The organism is Nostoc sp. CALU 546 (assembly GCF_048836525.1).
In genome coordinates, this window is the sequence record NZ_JAWJTF010000143.1 from 1 (window position 1) to 19,888 (window position 19,888).

Here is a 19,888-nt window from a genome sequence, read left to right on the forward strand (position 1 = left end):
CATGAAAATATCCATCGGCATCGACTGTAGGGACACCAGGATGCTGCAAGCTAGATAAAACTGCCGCCTCTTGGGTAAATAATTCCAGCGCCTTTGGCGAATCTTCCACCAACACTTTTAACACTTTCTCAGTTTGAGTTTTTTCATCCCAAACCGTGTAGATTTGAGCAAATCCTCCCGATCCCAAAGGCTGAAGTGGAACATAACGGTCTAGCAACTCTAGCGGTGCGCCACAGCTGTTACAAAATTTGTTTCCCCAAGGCTGAGGATAAGGACGTTGACAATCAGGATTTATGCAGTGAACCGCACTCTGAGTGATGTGGGACACAACCGCTACAATACAAAGGCTGACTTGATTTTAGCGTTTCTTGAGGTTTCCTGATTTTAAAATCGGCAAAAGGAAAACCCTCATAGATTGTATGAGGGCAATTCATTTATATTTACAGCGGATTTCAAGGAAGGTGAAGTACACAAGGATTCATCTCAAAGCAAGGTATAAAGCCTGTTTTACTCCTGAATTCTGACTCCTGAATTCTGAATTCTAAATTCTGACTCCTGAATTCTGCTGTATATCAGTTCTTAGTTACGAAAACTTCTCTTACTCTGTCTGTGTTTGGCAACTTCTTTGCGCTTGCGTTTTTCTAAGGGTGTTTCAAAATGACGATGCTTTCTCATGTCTGGAAAAATTCCAGCCTTGGAAACTTCTCGCTTAAATCGTCGTAAGGCTGATTCAATATGTTCATTGTCACCGACAATTACTTGGGTCATTACATCTCCTACTAAGTTGACTTTATCAATGGCTAGGCAAGCATTCAGGGGTGGTGAGTGCTGAGTGATCCCATAGATAAATCTAGAGGATTGAAATAAGGACGAGTAATCGTTCTTGGACACTCAGCACTGCTTTGGTAAGATTACAAAAAAAAGACAGACTCCTTGTCTGACCTTAAGACTTTAGGCAAATTTTTTTGTTTCCAAGGTCTAGTAGCGGTTGCGTCCACCGCCGCCACCACCGTATCCTCCCCGGTTTCCACCAAAGGAACCTCTATCACCTCTGTCTTCCTTGGGTTTAGCCTTATTCACTTTCAGGTCACGACCCATCCATTCAGCACCGTCGAGAGCTTCAATAGCAGCTGTTTCTTCAGCTTCAGTTCCCATTTCCACAAAAGCAAAGCCTCGCGGACGACCTGTTTCACGGTCAGTAGGTACTTGAACTCGTTTTACAGTACCATATTCTGCAAAAATACCACTTAAATCTTCTTGTGTAACGTCATAAGAGAGGTTACCTACATAAATTGACATCGATTCTCTCCAAAATCATCACTGTGTAGAGATTTTAATTTCTCTGAGAAGTCTGTAAATACTAAAAGGAAAAAGCCTTTCAATACTAAAACCAAAGACATCACTGAATTAACTCTCCTAATCATAGGATGACATAGGAGACAACTCTCTGCATCCAGTAGATAGTTAACAGATAGTTAACCAGTGATGCGATCGCACCTAAGCGATCACCCGCCCCCACCTACTCTAAATACTGCCCACCGCAAAAAAGGGTTGGAAATAGAAGAAGATAAATTTTGTAGGGTGATATAAAAATCAGACATACGGGGGCGCATCTTCAGAATATCCGCATTGAACGTTTGACTGCATTAACCATGAAGCATTACTCCAAAATTTTAATACGAAAGCTAAAGTCAGGCAACAAATTTGCAGGGGGCAGGAGGCAGGAGGCAGGGGGCAGGGGGCAGGGGGCAGGAGACAGTCCTGAGTCTTCTCTCTTGGCGCGGGTCTCTCCTTTTTGGAAAATTACGGGATACACAGAAGTCCTAAAAACCTAGCTTGATAAGACTTTCCTCGTTCCCAGTCTTAGACTGGGAATGGATTCATTGAGTCTCTGACTCAATATCTGAGTGGAGGCAGCAACCTCTAATCAGGTATTCCTATGCAGAGCATAGGAAAGAGACAACAATGGAAAATTGAGCTTTATTTAGACTTGTGTGTACACTGTAGCCTTTTGGGAAAAGGGGAGACAAAGTTTAATAAGTAACCCCAGTTGCTAGGTCAAGTTGCTTTTCATCACCTTTCCAAGCGGTTTCCAATTCAGTTTTGACAAGTTTAGCAGCCTGATCTTTGCCGAGTGCCTGCAAACTTGCCTGCAAGCCAAATAGAGAACGCCCGTTATGAGGATACTTTTTGAGATCAGCACGAAAGACTTCTTCAGCCTCTCTATAGTTACCCTTAGCCAAAAGCACAGCGCCCAAAGACTCTCGCGTGGGGAAGTACCAGTCTGGTGGTTCCACATAATCGAGAGCATCTTCTGCGACTACTGCTTGTTCTAGCAATTGAATGGCAGATTCATAATCATGCTTTTCTCTGGCAATTTTGGCGTCTAAAACTTTTGAGGCAATGTCTAAAATGCGACTGGCAGGACTAAATCCAATGGTTGCTTCGGCGGGAATTACCTGTTTAGCGGCCAGTAATGCACTGCTTTCATTTGCTGCATCTTCAAATTTGCCTGTGGCTGCCGTTGCCATACCACGAGCAAAATGCCAAAGTGCTGTTGTAGTAGGTAGTTTAGCATCGGGAGCAGGAGTTTTTAAGATGGCATCCCAGTCATGAAAGCGTGTCTGAATCAGCATTTTGCTGCCCAGGAATCCCTCAAGCATTGGTATATGTGGGCCAATCGCAGTAATGTTGGTGACTAATTTCTCTGCGGATTTCAGAGCATCTTCATACTTTCCTGCCATGCTGCTGGCTACCATGAGAAAATGTACGTTGTGGTTGTAGTACATCATGGGGTAAGTGCCCTGGACTTGATATTTGTTGATGTAAATATCATCTTGAGCGATCGCCTGTTGGTTTACCTGCATTGCCCCTTCATAATCTCCCACACGAAAATAAATATGGGAAGGCATGTGTACCAAGTGTCCCGCCGCTGGCGCTAAAGTTCCTAGTCGTTTGGCACTCATAAGGGCCCGTTCTGGGGAAGGCGAGGCTTCTACGGCATGGATATAGTAATGATTAGCTCCCGTATGATTCGGGTTTCGTTGGAGAACTGATTCTAAAACAGCTACAATTTCTTCTGTATCTGGCTGTGGCTTGCCATCTTTAGTCCAGTGTTGCCAAGGATGCAAATCCATTAAGCTTTCAGCGTAAAGCGTTGCCGCATCCAAATCATCAGGATAGCGCTTGACTAGGGTTGCCATTGCTTTTGCGTAATCTACCGCTAGTTGATACAAGTCTGCATCGGGATTTTGGGAGTAACGTTTTGCTAAGGCGGTAATGTAGTCTTGTTCTTGGGTAGATGCTTGGGTAGAAAGTGCCAAGGCTTGCTGTACTGCTTGGTAAGCAGCTAATTCTCGCTTGGGGTCTATTGCTGAGTTAATATTAGGCCCCAGAGCTAAAGCAATACCCCAATATGCGATCGCCAAATGCGGATCGAGTTTGGCAGCGTGTTGAAAAGAACGCATTGCCTCGTCATGATTGAAAGCGTAAATTAAATTTAATCCCTGATCGAAAAACTCTTGTGCTTGGGGATTAGGAGTAGAAACTGGATGGTGGATTGTGCCAAGTCCAGATATTAAGGTGTAGGGCTGTTTTACTTCAGCGATCGCCGCACTAGGAGCGACTAAAGAGAGTATAAGTACCCAAACTATAAATAAGTACTTCATTGTCTATATTCTTTTTCTTCAAGCTCTTTTTTTCTTAATATTCAAATGCCACAGTTTCTCTAAAGAGGCAACTTGTTGGCGAAGAACAGCAGCACGCTGTTTCTTATAAATATTAAACCCTGCAAACACAATCATTGGAATCAAGATTGAACATCCGATGAAAATGTTAACAGATGCATCAGTTTGCATCCTAGAGTCTACATATTGGGAGTTGGTAGTTGGTTGAGTAGTAGAATGCGATCGCATAAATACTTTCATAAATATTAATCAGTAAGAAGCTAGAGATAAACGTGGATACTTGTTACTGCTGCTTTTAAACCCAAGCAGTATTGAGTGGTGTAGATAATTTGTCTTTGAAGATGCGATGAATCGCCGTCTCTACAAGTGTTTTGTTGCTCATTCTGAACTGTATTGCGCTATAGACCACCAAATTTCTGATGCTTGGAAGCCTCAGCACCCTGTAGGCACTTCAAAGCCACTGATTAGACTTTTCTGTGTTTTCTTGCACCAGCTAAACTACTCTTCAGTTAAAGCTTGAAAAATTATGCTTCTTTCCGCGCAATATTTGTGACAAAAGCAGAGAAAAGGAGGAAGTGAAGCGATCGCTTAGTCGAGCCGCAGGAGAATAACTTTCCCCTGCCCCCTGTCTACATAGCGATGGAATATTTAGTTATTTGGAAGTCCCTTATTCCTGCCTTCTGGCTCCTTCAACATCATCGCTATCTACCTAAAGTTGTAAATTATTTTGTCTCAAGGTAGAACAATAGAATTTACTTTAACTCTCCAAGATGAATTTAACTGTTAAATAACTATGTACAAAGAACACAACTATTCTTCATAAAAGCATCGTCAGATAGAAGAATTAAAAGTTGTCTAAAAGTAATCTATAAACATTGCAGCGCTTTTCGAGCAAGCAATAAAAATCAACACTTAAAATACTTTAGGAACAACGAATATGAGTATCGAAGATAGAGCAAAAGCTTTTGCTAAAAACGTCGAAGGTAAAGTACAAGAGGTCATTGGCGAAGTAACTGGCGATCCTAAAGATAAAGCTGAAGGTAAAGCTAAACAAGCTGAAGCCCAAGTCCGTCACACGGCTGAGAATATCAAAGATGAAGTTAAAAAGACTTTAGAATAAAATATCACAATATTTATTGTAGGATGGGCGTCTCGCCCGTCCTTATGAACTGGGCGGGTTTTCCTGCCCAGTTCATTTGTTGGAGTTCCCTAACCAAAATCACGATTTTTGTTACCAAAAGCAGGGTAGATGTTTAAGAGGTTGTTTGAAAAGTCCTCTTGTCGGTATCAAAAGTTTTAGATCCCCCTAAATCCCCCGATAAATTGGGGGACTTTAAGAAGTTTTCCCCCCTTTTTAAGCTACGGTGTACACACGAGTCAAAAAAAGATCAATTTCGCATTGTTCGCTGGTTTATCTCGTTCCTATGCTCTGCATAGGAATGCCTGATTAGAGGCTCTGCCTAGGCTGTTGACTTTGTGCATTTTTCGGGAATTTTTGGGAAAATTATTCGTGTTATTTTTTGTTTGACCTAAACTGCCTGTTTCAGGCAGTTTAGGTCAAAAACAGGCGACACATTTTTTGCATGAAGTCTTACGGGCTAAAGGGTACAGAGTCAACACCCTAGGCTCTGCCTCTAGTCAGATATTGAGTCAGAGACTCAATGAATGCATTCCCAGTCGGAGACTGGGAACGAGGAAATGCTTATCAAGCTAGGTTTTTAGGACTTGTGTGTACACCGTAGCCTTTTTAAGGGGGGCTAAGGGGGATCTAAACGCTGTGAGGCAACTCTCAAAGACTTGTGTGTACAAAGTATTAGGCAAATAAAATTCGCTACTACACAAACCAAGTCCACCTCCGTGGAAAGCTTGCAAAATCAAGAGTTTTTAACCCACGGAGGTGGGTTTTGTCTGTATAGCCGCGACTTCCAGTCGCCAGGGCTAGTAATAAATTAGACTTTTCAAATTCTTAGAAACTTTAGTAAAAACATGTGTTCTTTCTGCCTCCTGTCTCTTGCCTTTCTTTGTAAGCAATCAACTGGTACTCTGAAACCAAAAATGGGATAAAGCTTACATGCTGAGGCCACTATAAGCCAAAATTTTTATAGACACTCACACAGGTACAGTCAAAATGGATATTAAAAATGGCTTCGTCGGTGCTATTGGTAACACACCTCTGATTCGCTTAAACAGCTTTAGTGAAGAAACAGGGTGTGAAATCCTTGCTAAAGCAGAATTCCTCAATCCCGGTGGTTCCGTCAAAGACCGTGCCGCACTTTACATTATCGAAGACGCAGAAGAGAAAGGTCTACTCAAACCTGGTGGCACTGTCGTAGAAGGAACCGCTGGTAATACTGGCATTGGATTAGCACATATTTGCAACGCCAAAGGCTACAAATGCCTAATTATTATTCCCGATACTCAGTCCCAAGAAAAAATAGACGCACTGACAGCACTAGGTGCAGAAGTTCGTCGCGTTCCTGCTGTACCCTATAAAGACCCAAACAACTACGTTAAGCTATCTGGTAGAGTGGCTGCTGAGTTAGAAAATGCCATTTGGGCGAATCAGTTTGATAACTTAGCCAATCGCCACGCCCACTACGAAACCACAGGGCCAGAAATTTGGGCACAGACAGATGGTAAAATAGATGCATGGACAGCTGCAACTGGTACTGGTGGTACTTATGCTGGGGTAGCGTTGTACTTGAAGGAACAAAATCCGGCAATTAAATGCGTTGTTGCCGATCCACTGGGTAGTGCACTTTATAGCTATGTCAAAACTGGCGAAATCAATATAGAAGGAAATTCCATCACCGAAGGCATCGGTAACGGTCGCGTCACAGCCAATATGGAAGGCGCACCCGCTGATGATGCTATCCAAATCGATGACCAAGAAGCTTTACGAGTAGTTTACCAACTGCTGAGAAAAGATGGGCTATTAATGGGTGGTTCAACGGGTATTAATGTTGGGGCTGCTGTCGCCTTAGCCAAGCAGTTGGGCCCAGGACATACCATTGTCACCATTTTATGTGATAGTGGCTCCCGATATCAGTCGCGGATATTCAACCCTGAATGGTTAGCCTCAAAAGGACTTTCAATAGATTAGTCATTAGTCATTGGTCATTAGTCATTAGCAAAAGACAACTGACGAATGACAAATGATAAAGGACAAATGACAAATGACAAACATAACTCAACCATCAAACTTCCCAATAATAGACCAACCCTCTTCTCCTAGATGTGTACGGGTTTGTCAAAATCGCACCTGCAAAAAGCAAGGTGCCCTCAAGGTATTAGCAGCTTTTGCCGCTTTGCCAATCCCCGGTGTGGCGGTGACGGCTAGCAGCTGTTTGGGACAATGTGGCAATGGGCCGATGGTGCTGATATTACCCGATGAAGTCTGGTATAGCGGCGTTCAACCCGATGAAGTATCTCTACTGGTAGAACATCATTTACTAGGTGGACAAAGAGTCAAACAGATGCTTTATTATCGATTTCATCCCCAAAATTGAAGAAGAATAGAGAATTCAATTCTGTTAGCGGATAGCTAAGGTTTAGCCCATTCTGGCGACTGACTTCTAAATTCTGTTTTGTTAAACATATCAATGTCTGCAATCTTGTTGACTGAAGCGAGGCATCTAATGAATATCCAAAATCTGCGTCAATCCTTAAAACACAAATGGCTGATTTACTACGATCAAAATATTTCCTGGCTGGTAAAAATGCGAGTTTGGGGGACTTATGATGGTCTGCGGCGTCCTTTGTCCGGTTTTATTTTGGCAACCCTGTCTGTTTTGGAACCCCAGTTTGATGAAATACTTGCTTTTATGCTGGATCTGAATAACGATCCAGATAAAATAGTCATCGCTTTAGGTCTTAATTTTAATCCTGATGAAGAGTTACGTTTAATAAAATCAGAACTTTCTGTGGCTACAAGCCAAGTTGACAGCGAGTCGCCATACCAGAAATATTCTGAGGATGAAAAACTCCACCCACAAGGGGATGGAGTTTTTGGGCATGGGGAATGGGGCATGGGGCATGGGGAAGAAGTTTCCAATGCCCAATGCCCAGTGCCCGAAGCGGCGGGGCGGCTATCCCTCTCCACCCACAAGGGGATGGAGTTTCCCGCCGCTTTCGATAAAGATGTGTCATCGGTTGTAACTGCTAGCAAGATTGCGTCTCATTCTCTCGCTGAAATTCTAGACTCAAACTTGCCACACGCCGATCAACTAGTGCCATCATTTACAGCTAATACTGATACTGAGGTAGTTCGCACACGCAAACCTGAGTTGGTAGTTGCATTTGCAACTAAAACGGCTTCAGATACTCCAGTAAAAACTCCATCATCGGGTTTTATCAACGAATATCAGCCACTACAATCACCCCTTAAACGCCTCCCTTCAGGAGCATCGCTGACAATGACCACTGAGGTTAATAGTAAAGCCAAAACTATTATGCCATCTCTAGTATTAGCAACACAGGTTTCTAGCAACAGTAAACCAGTGCGTAGTCGTCAGACTTCGCCATCTGGGCGACTTCCTTTAGGTGCATTTCTGGCAATTACCACCGAGATTAACAGCAACGGCAAACCAGTGCGATCGCTATCAATTACTACTGAGCTTAAAAGCAACGGCAAACATCCGAATATTCAACCACAAGACGTTAAAAGCAAAGTGAATTTACCAACCACTAATGCCCGTAGTCTAGCCTCTTGGGTAGATGAATTTTGTCAAGGTACTAGATGGGACGATAAAGACGATATTTTTATTTGAACAATCATAACAATAGATGAAGTACCAAAAAGCAATTACCAACAGAGATGCGTTAGCGTAGCGTGGTACGCTAACGCGTCTCTATTCTTTCTTAATTATGAATTACGAATTACAAATTACAAATTACGGGTACTCGTGAGAAACAAACGGGATTTCTACTACTTCACCCTCAGTTTCTCCCACTTGGACTTTTAAGCCCACGCCACCAGCTTTGGTGCGAATATAACCTAGTCCAAAGTAACCATCAGCGGTTTGGGTGTAACTGGTAAGTTTGCCAACCTTTTCATCTCCAACTGCGATCGCACTTCCAATTTCCGCAGGGGCACTGAGACGAATACCAAGTAAGTGTTGCTTTACACCTTTATATGTATTTAACCGAGCAATGGTTTCTTGCCCAATATAGCAACCTTTATTAAAAGAAATTGTTTGCCACAAACCAACTTCCAAAGGATTGTAATCATCTGTGAGTTCCGAATCTGGGGCGGGGCGACCTTGTAAGATTCGCAAAGCATCCCAGGCGCGATCGCTCATTTCTACCGCCCCAGCTTCTAACAATTTGTTCCACACCGAAGATTTATCAGTATAGGGGAAAGTGAAGGTGTATCCAGGAGCCGCTAACCCACTACCCACAGCAACCCGCACTCCCTCAGCCGGAGCGATCGTGTATACTTGATGACTACCGTAAGGTTGCCCGATAAGTTCGCCAATACCCAACTTTTCTAAAACAGCATCGCTTCCTGGGCCAATGAGGCTGAAGGTGTTGGTGTATTCTGTGATATCAGATAATTCCACCTTGTCGGCATAAAAAATATATTTATCCAGCCATTCCATAAGATATTGGCGGCGGTTGGGTGAAACCAGCAAGATTACCGCATCTTCTCGAACGTAGGCGGTTACTAAATCAATTGTTCTGGCTGTGGAAGTGACGAAAACTGTATCACAACCTTGTCCTGGCTTGAGTATTTGGAAATTGTTAGTACTTTGGTTGTGTAAAAAATTGAGGCGATCGTCGCCAGATACCTTGATGCGTCCCCAAGCGGTGCGATCGCATATTGCAACCCCAACTCTAGCGGCTTCGATAGCTGCTGCGTCTTGATCGTCAAGTGTAGATGTTGGCATGGTGATGAGAACTTGCCCTGTTTCAATGTTGTCGCACTGGAAATCTTAGCAAATAAGCGTTTGCGGCTTCAATCTACCTCTGGTTTTCTTCTGGCATATAATCAAATCAAAAGAAAGTGCCGAACAATAAAGAGTTATAAAATGAACTTTTACCGCAAGTGTATGGCAGAAATATAATTGATTTGTGACACAGTGAGCGATCGCCCACATCACCAGAAATACGATTGCCCACATTAACCCCATCATTAAAAGTGCGTAGGCGTAGCCCGTCGTAGACATCGTTCATAGTAAACTAGGAAATATGCTTGCAGTAACTAGTTATACACGGTACTTATAAAATTAAACTAATAGATTGATTTGTAGCTAGACTTATAGCTAATAGATTGATTTAAAAAACAACAGAGCTAGATGATGCAAATCACTGTTGAGGTATCTGAGGAGCTAGGGCAGCAATTACAGCCGTTCCAAGACCGTTTACAAGAGATAGTAGAACGCGGTCTCCAAGAGTTATTGAGCGAACAGTCTGGCAATTTTCTCGACGAGAAAGAGATTATTGGATTGTTAGCTAGTCAGCCTACATCAGAACAAATTCTGGCAATCCGACCCTCACCGGAATTCCAAAGTCGTGTAAGTGATTTACTAGCCCAAAGTAAAGCAGGAACACTTTCAGCCAAAGGTGAAGCTGAACTAGAACGCTATCTGACCATAGAACATCTTGTGCGTATGGCAAAAGCTCATGTCTTCGAGCAATTACGCCAACATCCATGACTTATGTATCAGCCCAGTTACGGAAACTTGTAATTGAACGAGCGAACCAAAGGTGTGAGTACTGCTTATTTCCTCAGAGTGCTGCATTATTTAGTTTTGAAATGGAACATATTATTGCCGAAAAACATCGTGGCACTACTGAAGCAGAGAATCTAGCTCTCGCCTGTCCATACTGTAATCGTGCAAAGGGTACTGATTTGGGGTCAATCGATCCTGAAACAGGGAAACTAACACCCTTTTTCAATCCAAGGACTCAAAAATGGAGCGATCACTTTCAGATGAATGGAGCAGAGATTGCACCATTGACCTTTTTTTAATTAAAAATTAAAAATTAAAAATTAAAAGTTAAAAATTAAGGAGAATAATAATTTTTAATTAATTAATTTGGGGTACAAGCCCCCACTGATAGCGCAGTGTTAGCGAGTCCGCGATAGCGAAGCGTTAGCGACGCAGGAGCGTCGCGTCTTGCAATTTTTAATTAATAATTTTTAATTTTTAATTGGAGCGAAGCGACTTGACAGCAGAAGGGCGAGTAACTGTTGCAATTCTCCAATTTAACCAATCAGAGCGCTTAGAAGAACGGGACTGGTTGATTTGGGCAGGTCAGTATTCTTAAGTTCACGATTCATCCTCATGCCTACTAAGCTATTTATTTGACTTGCGTAGAAGTTCTGCTTCTTGTTGCCAGACATCGCTTATTTGGCACATTTACTAAGAGTGCGATCGCGCCTAATTTTGTTAACCCTCTGGTAAACTAGCAAACGCCTGCTCAACTAACTCTTTTGACTTAGCATCCAAACGCAACCAATCCACTTCACCGAGTTCATCAATTAAACTAGTATCAATATCAGCAGATTCCTTCTGTGGGGTGTATTCAAAAAAACACACCTGATAACACAGTTCCCACAAATCGATACTCGCTTCTTGCTGTTGACGCTGCAAACGTAGATGATATCCTGGATGGGGCATCGGCAGACGAGTCAGAGTCTTTCTGATTTCATCTGCTTCTTCGGGCGTTGCAGTTTCCATTGCTTGCAACAGTTCAGTCACCAATGCTTTGATTTCATCAGTGGTGCTAGGCGGCCAAATCAGGACATCATGGTAAGTTCCCGTCCAGGAAGATTCATCAAGCAGCTTGCGGATGTTGTCGATAACGCGAATGAAAGCAGGTTGCATGAGGATTTCAGCCTGCTGCCATGCAACTGGATTTGTTATTTTAGGTGGCATTGGTAATAAACAGGGGCACTAAAAGAAAAATAAACAGTCTGCGTTTATTAAAAAGCTGCGTTTTTAATCTAAATCTTTTCTCAAGATAGCGGATTTCATTGAAGAAAATTTGGAGATATTTATTACCAGCTGGAAAATTAGGTAATAACTCTGGGGAGGGAATATGATAGGCAAGCTACTAGACCATCGTTACCAAGTAATTCGAGTCCTCGCGATGGGAGGATTTGGTCAAACATACATTGCCCAAGATACTCGGCGGCCCGGCAACCCTATTTGCGTTGTCAAGCACCTCAAACCCGGAACTGACCCCAGAGTTTTTGATACTGCTAAACGCCTGTTCAACAGCGAAGCCGAAACCTTAGAAAAATTGGGCAACCATGACCAAATACCCAGACTATTAGCGTATTTTGACGAAAACCAAGAATTCTATCTAGTACAAGAATATATTGAAGGACACACCCTAGCTGAGGAACTTATACCTGGTAAGCGCTGGAATGAAAGCCGAGTAATTCAACTATTGCAGGAAGTTCTGGAAATTCTCGAATTTGTCCATCGCCAAGGCGTGATTCACCGCGATATCAAACCGGATAATATCATCCGTCGCGCCTCAGATAATAAGTTCGTTTTAGTTGATTTTGGAGCAGTGAAGCAACTGCGTACACAGATGGTAACAGTGGGCGGACAACCCTCTGCCACAGTAGTTATCGGTACTCCTGGCTATATGCCGACAGAACAAGGGCAAGGTAAACCCCGTCCCAACAGTGATATCTATTCCCTTGGCATCATTGCCATTCAAGCACTAACAGGATTACAGCCAACAGAATTGCAAGAAGACCCAGAAACGGGGGAAATCATCTGGCGGCATTCAGTAACCGTGAACCATCGACTGGCGGCAGTCTTGACTAAGATGGTGCGTTATCACTTCAAAGACCGCTACCAAAACGCTACAGAAGCACTGCAAGCGTGTAAAGACGCGATTAATCCTGTACCTACACTTTCCACACCTCAAGAAGCCGCCAAAAGTTCTAGTTACCAAGCCGGCAAATCTCAGCCTCAAGTATCTCGACTGCAAACTGTTGCAGTTGCACCAGCAAATCCTGTCCCTGCTAAACCTGCGCGTAAAGACTCTAGTAAATCCGACCCCTGGCCGATATTAATCGGTATATTATTAGCGGGTGGTGCGGCTGCCTTGGTAGCAAATGTATATCCAAATGTAAAAAATTTAGCTTTAAATCTTACAGGTAAGGATACCGCCTTAGCAAATAAATGCTCGGCTGTTGTCGTCGGAAATTCTAATATTCGTTCTGAACCTAGTTCGATAAATTCTGATAATGTTTTGCAAACTGTTGCTGATAACACCAATTTCGAGGTGACTGGCAAGCGGACAAGACGAGGTTGGATAGAAGTTAAACTTAAATCTGGTCGTTTGGCTTGGGCACACTCGGCTGTGATCACCAATAATCAAGAATGGGGTTCTTGCTTACGCGACAAGGGGATTGCAACTAAGATTGTAGATGATAGCAGCTTGATTGCGACTCGAACAATTCCCAAGGCAAAACCAAAATCCAAGAATGTAGTAACTCCGTTACCAGAAAAACCGAAGGGTTCAACTGACGATGGTGGGAAATCAGAGCGATCGCAGCCTAGTGATAACAGTGCCAATATTATAGAGCAAGCAAGAAAGAAGTATGAATCAGGAGATATAGTTGGAGCGATCGCACTTTTAAGATCGATTCCGGCAAATGCTGCTTCTGGTATCCAAGAGACGGGCAAAATGATTGCCCAGTGGCAGGAAGATTGGGCTAAGGCGGAGGCGTTATCTAATGAGATCAATAAAGCAATAGATGATGGTAAATGGGATAAAGTTTTAGATTATAGAAACCATCCAGAAAAATTGCCTAATACTCAATATTGGCGAAACAAAATAGAACCATTATTTAAACAAGCAGCCGAAAATCTAGCAAAACAGGCATTGCCTAAAGTAGAAACTCAAGATAATCAGAAGAGTACTGAACAAAAACTTCCTGATACTAACCAACCTGCCACTACAGAGAGTCCTAATGCTACAGAAACTCCTCAAAGTGGTTTTTAACAGTTACGAGTGCTAAGTGAAGAAAGAGTACTCAGCAATGATGTATGCGGGTATTAGCCCTGCTCCCGCTAACGTAACTCAGCACTCTTCATACTTTCAAATTACAATAAACCTCGTTTTCCATTGGGGCGCACAGTCATCCAATTTGTTTTTGCTAGTGCTAGCTGCTCATCAGAAATTTTGGCACTGGTGAGATTAGCACCACACAAATTAGCTCCTCGGAGGTTAGCATTACTAAGATAAGCATTGCTGAGGTCTGCGCCTCGCAGGTCTGCCCCTTCTAAATCAGCATGATTAAAGTATGCTTTGGTCAAATTAGCATCTTTAAGATTTGCTCTAGTCAGACTGGCTCTGCCAAAGTCACTATTGTGAAGATTAGCTCCCTGAAGATTGGTTTTTTGCAATTGAGCAGAATGAAAATTTGTTTGGGATAAGTCAGCCCCTTGCAGATTCAGCAAATTTAAATTGTGTAGGGCAAAATCCCGTCTCCCCTTCATATAGGCTGTTAATAAACTTTGGGTATCTAACTTCCGCTCAACTCTAGAATTTTGAACTTGTGAACCATTACTGTTGCTGTTAGCTAAAGTGGTTGATTTGGCCATTCCAGAACCCTGGTGCAATCCACCTGCTTCTGCTGCCTTGGCTCGTCTAGCGCGAATTGCTGCCGCTACCTGCGCTACTCCTGTATTGCTAACACCAGTAGAAGGGTGATTAGATAAAACAGCAGAATTTTCCAGGTAGTTGTGTGTTCGCTCTTTAGATCCACTATCAGATTTAATCAGTAAACCCTTGGCTAAACTATCTAAGTATGGTTCTATTTCCAAGGCTCTGAGAACTTCTGCTGCTGACTGATAGCGACTACGTACAGACACGTCTAACATTTTTCGCAAGACGTTGCTCAAGTGGTCACTCACTTGCACAAGCTGCTCCCACATCATCTCGCCCGTGTTGGGATTGTAATCTAAATCTTTAGGAGTTTTGCTAGTCAGTAAATAAATGCATGTCACCCCCAGTGCATAAATATCACTGGCGTAGACTGGACGCATAGCCATTTGCTCTGGAGGTGCAAAACCAGGAGTACCAATGGCATAAGCAGTTAATGCTGTCTGTCCTGATGGACTTGCCGCACCTTGACTGATTTGGTTTTTGACGGCACCAAAGTCAATGAGTACCATTCTGGCATCTTGAGTGCGGCGAATTAAGTTGGCTGGCTTGATATCACGGTGAATCACCTTTTGCTCGTGGATGTATTGGAGAAGTGGCAAAACTTCGCTCAAAAATTGCTTGACTCCAGTTTCGCTCAAGATGCCATTAAGTTTGACCTCCTCCTGCAAGGTATCACCACTGATGTATTCTTGAACTAAGTAGAATTGCTCGTGATCTTCAAAATAATCTAACAATCTTGGTACTTGGGGATGATTGCCAATCTTACCTAGAGTTTTGGCTTCTCGCTCAAAGAGTTCTCTGGCCATCTGTAAAACGTGTGGGGCGCTTCCAGATGGACGTAATTGTTTGATTACGCAACTCGGTTCTCCTGGTAGGCCTTGATCATTGGCTAGGAAGGTCGCTCCAAAGCCACCCTGACCTAATGGTTTGATCACCTGATAGCGATCGCGCAACAGTAGTTGCGAGCCACAAGACTGACACCTTTGGCTATATGCCAAATTTTCTGGATTGGGACAGGTAGGATTTAAGCAGTAGCTCATGCACTCTCAACTCGCTGCACGAATAATCACGGGGAGTGTTATACTCCCTTTCAATTATTTAGATATTAATCAACTCCTGCCAGGTCATTTTTGCTGGAAATCCTTTGAAGAGTTGCTAAAGTTTAGCTAATATTACGTAAAGCGAACGCTAGAACAAGATAATTTATTATACTTACACGGTTAAATTTGGAGGGCAGTGCCCAATGCCAGTTGCTTTACTTGGAGAAACCCCAAGACCACACTGGCTCTCCGACAGAAAATCGCTGTAGGATTTTGGATGCCCAAATTTGGAGGCAATTTAGCTAGCTTTCATGTTCACACTAATCAACTGTTCGATAAGGGCAAAAACGTCACTACGGCTGAGTTTCTCTTTACCATTAGCAAGGGCGTCAAGAGTTCCATTAGCCAAGGTTAAGGGAATTTGGCAAAAATCTAAGGCTGGGCCAGTAGGAAGGTCTTTGGTATAAGCTTCTGCCAGGGCTAGATTGCGCCGGGCATACTCTTGCATATTTTCTACATTCCAACCTTCTGGGAAGAATTCTACCCCACGCCCCAAATCTTCAGTATGGTTACGCAGGATATTAACTGCTTGTAAGCCCCGACCAAATGCAATTGCCTGGGTGCGGTTCGTTTGTGTTCCATCGTACCAAGCCCATAAGTCCGAAAGTAACAATCCCACTGCACCTGCAACCCCAAAGGTATAACGATCCAAATCGGCTTCGGTGTAAATTTTCCAGTTTCTTTCTGCCCAATAAGCCATCCGGTCTGCCATTGCAGCAGTGGCATCCCAAATTCGAGGTGCAATGGTGTCTGGTGCTAGCAGCGACCATTCTCTAAGGCTCAAAGTGACTTCTTCTAATGAATTCTCATACCCACTAAATCCTGCAAAGAAAGCATCTACCGCGAAGCCATCAACCCCTGCCTGTAATGTCAGGCTAATGCTTCTTAATAACTTCGCTTTAGTAACATTATCTAATTCGGGATGATCTTCAATTTCATCAATGGCACGCATACACAAATATGCTGATGCTACTGCTTCTTGCAATCCTGGCGGTAAAAGACTAATTGGTATATAAAAAGTTCGGCTAGTTTCTTTGAGGATTTGCAATGCATCTCTACGTAAATTCATGTTTTCACTCCCCGCTTGATTTTTGCACCACATGAAGTTTGCAGTTTTTTGATGATACTGGATATAGTTTTGACTAAACCTTAAAAACTATAGACTATAAGATACGCTAGTATTTCATCTAAAAATTAATAGTTTTGGTGTTGCAATTAACAAAAGTCTCAAATTGATCAAAGTCTAGTCCAGTATATAGGTTTTTGGTTGCAAAAATGTGTGAGGTGTCGTTTGATATAGCTTTCATAAACTTTTAATATAGATATAAAGAATTATGGTAATATTTGGTTGAATATCACAAAATTTTTCCATGAGCAAACATGCATTTTATGGATTTGAAAGCGTTTAAAGTCTGCGTTAATCTGACTAAAAAAGTGTAATTATTGTATATATAAAGACAATTTAAGAACAGATGACAACAAATAACAACATTTGTACGCACCTTTAGATGCGAACAGCTGTTTTCCGAAGAGTTAAGGTAAGTAAAATTGGACACAGAGGACTGCGACGGTCTACGTCTACGCTAATCAGATATTGACCATAACCCATAACCATAAGTTCCCGTATATTTACTACATTGACAATAAAAAAGTGGACTCTTTGCCCACATAACAAAAAATTTATGAATATTTTTACCTACGAACTGATGCGACCAAAGGAATTAAGGGTTTAACAAGATAGGCAGGGGAGCAGGGGAGCAGAGGAGAGTTCAAATACCAACTTCTTTCCCCTCTGCCCATCCTTCCCCTCAAGCTTGTGAGAAATGCGGGTCTAAGTTCCCCACCAAAATCTCTGCCTATCAGTCTGTCAAATTCATTTTGACGGTTAGAGAGACGCGATAAATCGCCGTCTCTAGAGGGAATTTATCCATCAATTATTTATATGACAGACTACTACTTCATTTGTTTTCCATTGGTGTCAGCCCATTAATGGCTGGGCCGTTGATTACCTGTCCCTGCGTATTAAACCGCGAACCGTGACACGGGCAATCCCAGGTATTTTCTGAAGAATTCCAGGCGACGATACAATTGAGGTGAGTACAGATTGCAGAATGTTCGTGTAATGTACCGTTTTCATCTCGATAAGCTGCGACTTTTGTCAACCCATGCCGCACTACTGCACCTGTACCGGGAGTGACTTTTTCGACGGAATCAACATTCCCTGGTGTCACCCACTCTAAATACTGGGCAGCAACGTTGAGATTCTCAGATATAAAATCACCTACTCCACCAATTCTCGCACGCGATGGGTCATAAAGCTCTGCCCAGGTATTTTTTCGCCCTAAAATCAAATCTGTTAAGAGTATGCCCGCGATCGTCCCGTGGGTCATTCCTATGCCTGTATCACCGGTGGCGATGTAGACGTTTTCCTCGTCAAAGGGGTTTTTGCCAATGTAGGCTATACCATCATCAGAATTCATTACCTGACCTGACCAGCGAAATAAAACTTCCTGTGCCATCGGGAAACGTTCTCGTGTCCATGTCTCAAGTTTGGCATATCGTGAGGAAGCATCGTCAGCTTGTCCGGTTTTGTGGTCTTCGCCGCCAACAATTAATACATCATACTGTTCGTCAATGCTTTGCGTTCGCACGTAGTGGTAAGGATCGAGGGTATCCCAGTAAAGCGCTTTAAAAACAGAATCGTGAGGCACTTTTGCACCGATGACAAAAGTCATATATGGAGCCTGCTTAAAATGCATAGTAGCCAAGTTACTGATGGGTGAGTTGGTGGCTACTACCACAGCATCAGCTGTTACAACTTTACCACTGCTCGTCTCAACGCGGGCGGGTAAACCACCTTTGATTTTTTCTACGTGCGTCCCTGTGTAAATTCTACCGCCACGGCGTTGAATGGCTTCTGCAAGTCCACTTAGATACTTCAGCGGGTCAAATTGCCCTTGTTGGGGAAAGCGTAGACACGCTCCTGTATCAAAATCAGTTAGAGGCGCTTTTTTCACCATTTCTACATCAGTAAGTCCAGCTCGGTGTACTGCTTCTAACTCCTGCTGAATCTCATTTATTGATTTGAGGTCTGGGGGAAAAAGATAGCCGTCAAGTCGCTCAAAGTCACAGTTAATGTTTTCTTGAGTAGCGATCGCCTCTATAGTATTAATTGCTGTTGCATGACTTTGGGCAACAAGTTTTGCGCCCTCTTTACCGTGTATTTGCTCCAGTTCGTGGTAGGGATAACTTAGCACGTTCGATAGGTGTGCCGTTGTTCTTGCCGTTTGACCGCCACCAATGGGGCCATCATCTAACACGACTACTGACTTACCTTCACGGGTTAACATATAAGCAGTTGACATCCCCGCTATCCCAGCACCGACAACGCACACATCTGCATGAGTATTTTCGGTAAGCACAAGTTGATCTGGGACTTCTGCCGTTGTCATCCAAATAGAAATAGTTTTACCAGAGTCGTTTCGCATATTCTTATAGAGTCTCAAGCCAAATTTAGTTGCTGGAAAGAAAGTTTTAGGGATAAGGGCGATGGCAAGGTAATAGGATTTATGCACAAGATATCTCTCAACTCCTTAACAAGTTGGCTCTAGAGAGTCATCCTTTTTTAAGGCTTGGTTGAGGGAGTAATTTTTCAGATTTTCAGTGTGTAGGTCTTGACTAAAAAGGAAAGAGAAATGAAAAATATTTTCGCGTTTTCCTTTTTTGTTGTGCCTCAATATACCTTACAATCCTTGCTAAAACTAAGTTAAGATGTGTATTCCAGTTTGTTGTTTTGTAAGTCTAAACTATTATTTATAAATAAAGTATCTGTACGATGATAGACATTGAAAATATACTTTATTGGGGATGAAGCTGGCAGAAAAATATACTATGAAAAGAGGTGAGATTATTCTATAATTTCTTTAAATTTTGATTAAGCATGAATTATCAATATGGGTGAAGCTATTAGCTTGTAGTGCTAATCCCAGATTATGGTGAGAGATTTCAAAATTAGGGTCGAGGCGTAAGGGTTTTTGGTAGGCGGCGATCGCCTTTGATTTCTTGCTCAGGGATATTGTGCGATCGCTATTGGCCAATTCTCAAAGGAAACAAAGCGATACCTGCGGCGGGTTGCACCAACGCCTTTTTAACTCGGCAGTTCGTGTTCAAAGGTGCAAACTTCGAGTTCAGAGGTGGAATTATGAGGTTTTGAAGGGGAGCGTAGAACCACAGGATCGCACATTGCCTCAATGCAATCCTTGATACAGGCTACATTATTAATTAGCTCAATTTCTCTGCTGCGCGTCCAAGCAGCAACTCGTCGTCAGGCATCGCCTCTGTAAAACCCGAAATGACTAACGAAGAACTGCTGCAAATTATTGAACAAGCTGTCAGAGACAAGGTGACAGAATTAGACCTTTATTTTAAAGGCTTAACAACGCTGCCACCGGAAATTGGCCA

18 protein-coding genes and 1 pseudogene are annotated in these 19,888 nt (G+C 42.8%); 7 read left to right on the plus strand and 12 right to left on the minus strand.

Translation table 11 applies throughout. From position 1 onward, the window contains the following. From RRG12_RS38805 to RRG12_RS38825, 5 genes are all read right to left on the minus strand, one after another. On the minus strand, window positions 1–328 hold a 328-nt coding region (locus RRG12_RS38805; protein ID WP_420762868.1), incomplete at its 3' end, for a 4-Cys prefix domain-containing protein. Between the two features lie 251 nt (window positions 329–579). Further along, window positions 580–768 carry a 30S ribosomal protein S21 gene (gene rpsU / locus RRG12_RS38810; protein WP_012407716.1) on the minus strand — a complete coding sequence of 63 codons (189 nt, stop codon included), beginning with the start codon at window positions 766–768 and terminating at the stop codon, window positions 580–582. 210 nt (window positions 769–978) lie between these two features. Next, on the minus strand, window positions 979–1,299 hold the full coding sequence (locus RRG12_RS38815) for an RNA recognition motif domain-containing protein (RefSeq protein WP_069068229.1): 321 nt from the start codon (window positions 1,297–1,299) through the stop codon (window positions 979–981). A gap of 734 nt (window positions 1,300–2,033) precedes the next feature. Next, on the minus strand, window positions 2,034–3,668 hold the full coding sequence (locus RRG12_RS38820) for a tetratricopeptide repeat protein (RefSeq protein ID WP_420761084.1): 1,635 nt from the start codon (window positions 3,666–3,668) through the stop codon (window positions 2,034–2,036). Between the two features lie 18 nt (window positions 3,669–3,686). Further along, window positions 3,687–3,926, minus strand: a complete 240-nt coding sequence (locus RRG12_RS38825) for a hypothetical protein (protein WP_420761083.1) — start codon at window positions 3,924–3,926, stop codon at window positions 3,687–3,689. Between the two features lie 697 nt (window positions 3,927–4,623). Here RRG12_RS38825 and RRG12_RS38830 point away from each other — a divergent pair. The 4 genes and pseudogenes from RRG12_RS38830 to RRG12_RS38845 all read left to right on the plus strand — a co-directional run. Next, window positions 4,624–4,806: a CsbD family protein gene (locus RRG12_RS38830; RefSeq protein WP_069068231.1), complete on the plus strand. Its 183-nt coding sequence runs from the start codon at window positions 4,624–4,626 to the stop codon at window positions 4,804–4,806. A gap of 1,008 nt (window positions 4,807–5,814) precedes the next feature. Next, entirely contained in the window at window positions 5,815–6,789 is a 975-nt protein-coding gene (locus RRG12_RS38835) for a cysteine synthase A (RefSeq protein ID WP_069069890.1), read from the plus strand. 73 nt (window positions 6,790–6,862) lie between these two features. Continuing rightward, window positions 6,863–7,195 carry a (2Fe-2S) ferredoxin domain-containing protein gene (locus tag RRG12_RS38840; RefSeq protein WP_069069889.1) on the plus strand — a complete coding sequence of 111 codons (333 nt, stop codon included), beginning with the start codon at window positions 6,863–6,865 and terminating at the stop codon, window positions 7,193–7,195. Between the two features lie 129 nt (window positions 7,196–7,324). Then, a pseudogene (locus RRG12_RS38845) lies at window positions 7,325–7,639 on the plus strand (DUF5331 domain-containing protein); the annotation flags it as partial. Window positions 7,640–8,578: 939 nt separating this feature from the next. On the opposite strand, the gene RRG12_RS38850 reads toward RRG12_RS38845, so the two are convergent. Then, window positions 8,579–9,574, minus strand: a complete 996-nt coding sequence (locus tag RRG12_RS38850) for a YgfZ/GcvT domain-containing protein (RefSeq protein WP_420762869.1) — start codon at window positions 9,572–9,574, stop codon at window positions 8,579–8,581. A 106-nt stretch (window positions 9,575–9,680) separates the two neighbouring features. Next, window positions 9,681–9,860, minus strand: coding sequence for a hypothetical protein (locus RRG12_RS38855; RefSeq protein WP_141699693.1), 180 nt, complete (start codon window positions 9,858–9,860; stop codon window positions 9,681–9,683). Between the two features lie 122 nt (window positions 9,861–9,982). On the opposite strand from RRG12_RS38855, the gene RRG12_RS38860 reads away from it, so the two are divergent. Beyond that, window positions 9,983–10,342, plus strand: a complete 360-nt coding sequence (locus RRG12_RS38860) for a hypothetical protein (RefSeq protein WP_256090928.1) — start codon at window positions 9,983–9,985, stop codon at window positions 10,340–10,342. Next, the gene (locus RRG12_RS38865) at window positions 10,339–10,659 is read left to right on the plus strand and encodes an HNH endonuclease (protein ID WP_420762870.1); all 321 of its coding nucleotides are present in this window, start codon (window positions 10,339–10,341) and stop codon (window positions 10,657–10,659) included. Before RRG12_RS38860 ends, RRG12_RS38865 begins: the two co-directional genes overlap by 4 nt. Window positions 10,660–11,080: 421 nt before the next feature. Here RRG12_RS38865 and RRG12_RS38870 read toward each other — a convergent pair whose 3' ends face one another. Then, window positions 11,081–11,569, minus strand: a complete 489-nt coding sequence (locus RRG12_RS38870; protein WP_420762871.1) for a hypothetical protein — start codon at window positions 11,567–11,569, stop codon at window positions 11,081–11,083. Window positions 11,570–11,732: 163 nt separating this feature from the next. Here RRG12_RS38870 and RRG12_RS38875 point away from each other — a divergent pair, with 163 nt between their 5' ends. Continuing rightward, the gene (locus RRG12_RS38875) at window positions 11,733–13,661 is read left to right on the plus strand and encodes a protein kinase domain-containing protein (RefSeq protein ID WP_420762872.1); all 1,929 of its coding nucleotides are present in this window, start codon (window positions 11,733–11,735) and stop codon (window positions 13,659–13,661) included. Between the two features lie 101 nt (window positions 13,662–13,762). On the opposite strand, the gene RRG12_RS38880 is transcribed toward RRG12_RS38875, so the two are convergent. The 4 genes from RRG12_RS38880 to RRG12_RS38895 all read right to left on the minus strand — a co-directional run bounded on the left by RRG12_RS38880 (window position 13,763) and on the right by RRG12_RS38895 (window position 19,524). Next, the gene (locus tag RRG12_RS38880) at window positions 13,763–15,367 is read right to left on the minus strand and encodes a protein kinase domain-containing protein (RefSeq protein ID WP_420762873.1); all 1,605 of its coding nucleotides are present in this window, start codon (window positions 15,365–15,367) and stop codon (window positions 13,763–13,765) included. Between the two features lie 298 nt (window positions 15,368–15,665). Continuing rightward, on the minus strand, window positions 15,666–16,496 hold the full coding sequence (locus RRG12_RS38885; RefSeq protein ID WP_069069891.1) for a squalene/phytoene synthase family protein: 831 nt from the start codon (window positions 16,494–16,496) through the stop codon (window positions 15,666–15,668). A gap of 889 nt (window positions 16,497–17,385) precedes the next feature. Continuing rightward, on the minus strand, window positions 17,386–18,915 hold the full coding sequence (locus tag RRG12_RS38890) for an FAD-dependent oxidoreductase (protein WP_420762874.1): 1,530 nt from the start codon (window positions 18,913–18,915) through the stop codon (window positions 17,386–17,388). Between the two features lie 435 nt (window positions 18,916–19,350). Beyond that, window positions 19,351–19,524, minus strand: coding sequence for a tetratricopeptide repeat protein (locus RRG12_RS38895; RefSeq protein ID WP_420762875.1), 174 nt, complete (start codon window positions 19,522–19,524; stop codon window positions 19,351–19,353). Window positions 19,525–19,888: the final 364 nt, after the last annotated feature.